The 1,330-nt window shown below is 48.6% G+C and carries 9 tRNA genes and 1 rRNA gene; all 10 read right to left on the bottom strand.

The features are described 5' to 3' along the window. Window positions 1-132: 132 nt before the first annotated feature. Window positions 133-208: transfer RNA gene (locus BN3107_RS00095), tRNA-Ala, on the bottom strand. 21 nt (window positions 209-229) lie between these two features. Then, window positions 230-306: transfer RNA gene (locus BN3107_RS00090), tRNA-Pro, on the bottom strand. A 3-nt stretch (window positions 307-309) separates the two neighbouring features. Further along, window positions 310-386: transfer RNA gene (locus tag BN3107_RS00085), tRNA-Arg, on the bottom strand. A gap of 4 nt (window positions 387-390) precedes the next feature. Beyond that, window positions 391-479, bottom strand: a tRNA-Leu gene (locus BN3107_RS00080). Window positions 480-525: 46 nt separating this feature from the next. Then, window positions 526-600: transfer RNA gene (locus BN3107_RS00075), tRNA-Gly, on the bottom strand. A 20-nt stretch (window positions 601-620) separates the two neighbouring features. Beyond that, window positions 621-702 (bottom strand) — tRNA-Leu (locus BN3107_RS00070). A 5-nt stretch (window positions 703-707) separates the two neighbouring features. Further along, window positions 708-783, bottom strand: a tRNA-Lys gene (locus BN3107_RS00065). 4 nt (window positions 784-787) lie between these two features. Continuing rightward, a tRNA-Thr gene (locus BN3107_RS00060) sits at window positions 788-863 on the bottom strand. Between the two features lie 3 nt (window positions 864-866). Further along, window positions 867-942, bottom strand: a tRNA-Val gene (locus BN3107_RS00055). A gap of 71 nt (window positions 943-1,013) precedes the next feature. Continuing rightward, window positions 1,014-1,130: ribosomal RNA gene (gene rrf / locus BN3107_RS00050) — 5S ribosomal RNA — on the bottom strand. Window positions 1,131-1,330: the final 200 nt, after the last annotated feature.

Below are 1,330 nucleotides of genomic sequence, written 5' to 3'. Positions count from 1 at the left end.
CGCCGCCAGCGTTCGTCCTGAGCCAAGATCAAACTCTCAATAAAGTTGTCTTGCGCACAGTTTATCAAACTGGCTTGTTTCATGTTTTTATCATACTGGTTGTTTTGTTCAGTTTTCAAAGATCAATAAAAATGGTGGAGCCTAGCGGGATCGAACCGCTGACCTCCTGCGTGCAAAGCAGGCGCTCTCCCAGCTGAGCTAAGGCCCCACAAAAAAATAAATTTAAAAATGGTCGGGAAGACAGGATTCGAACCTGCGACCCCTTGGTCCCAAACCAAGTGCTCTACCAAGCTGAGCTACTTCCCGTAATGGCGCGCCCGAGAGGAGTCGAACCCCTAACCTCTTGATCCGTAGTCAAACGCTCTATCCAATTGAGCTACGGGCGCTATATGGTGCCGAGGGCCGGACTCGAACCGGCACGGTGGAAACCCACCGCAGGATTTTAAGTCCTGTGCGTCTGCCAATTCCGCCACCCCGGCATGGGATAATACTTTAATCATCTGGCAAACAAAATGATTAAATTCCTGGAGCGGAAGACGGGATTCGAACCCGCGACCCCCACCTTGGCAAGGTGGTGTTCTACCACTGAACTACTTCCGCTTAGTTATAATATTGTATGATGCGGGTGGAGGGACTTGAACCCCCACGTCGAGAGACACTAGATCCTAAGTCTAGCGCGTCTGCCAATTCCGCCACACCCGCTAAAATGGTGAGCCATGGAGGATTCGAACCTCCGACCCTCTGATTAAAAGTCAGATGCTCTACCAACTGAGCTAATGGCTCCAAGTGGTGCCGGCCAGAGGACTTGAACCCCCAACCTACTGATTACAAGTCAGTTGCTCTACCAATTGAGCTAGACCGGCAAATGGTGGAGGATGCAGGGCTCGAACCTGCGACCCCTTGCTTGTAAGGCAAGTGCTCTCCCAGCTGAGCTAATCCTCCAACATACTGGATGTCTAATGTATTATGTAGCGACTAGAAGTCGCCTTCTTAACATGCCATCCTATATATTCGCCTGGCAACGTCCTACTCTTGCAGGGGCGCGAGCCCCAACTACCATGGGCGCTGGAGAGCTTAACTACTGTGTTCGGCATGGGAACAGGTGTGACCTCTCCGCTATCGTCACCAGACTCTTTTTTCAAGGACAAGATACATTATAACTTATCTTACATTAAAAATGCAAGAGTTTTTTTAAATATACCTTAAAAACTAGATAAGAAGTAAAACAAGGTTCAAACAAACCGTACTTTATTAGTATAGATAAGTCCTCGATCGATTAGTATTCGTCAGCTGCACATGTCACCATGCTTCCACCTCGAACCTATCTACC

Source organism: Gracilibacillus massiliensis, assembly GCF_001458115.1.
Taxonomy (GTDB): Bacteria; Bacillota; Bacilli; order Bacillales; family Amphibacillaceae; genus Gracilibacillus; species Gracilibacillus massiliensis.
The sequence above is the reverse complement of the archived record's forward strand: the minus strand, read 5'-3'. Positions and strand labels throughout refer to the sequence as shown.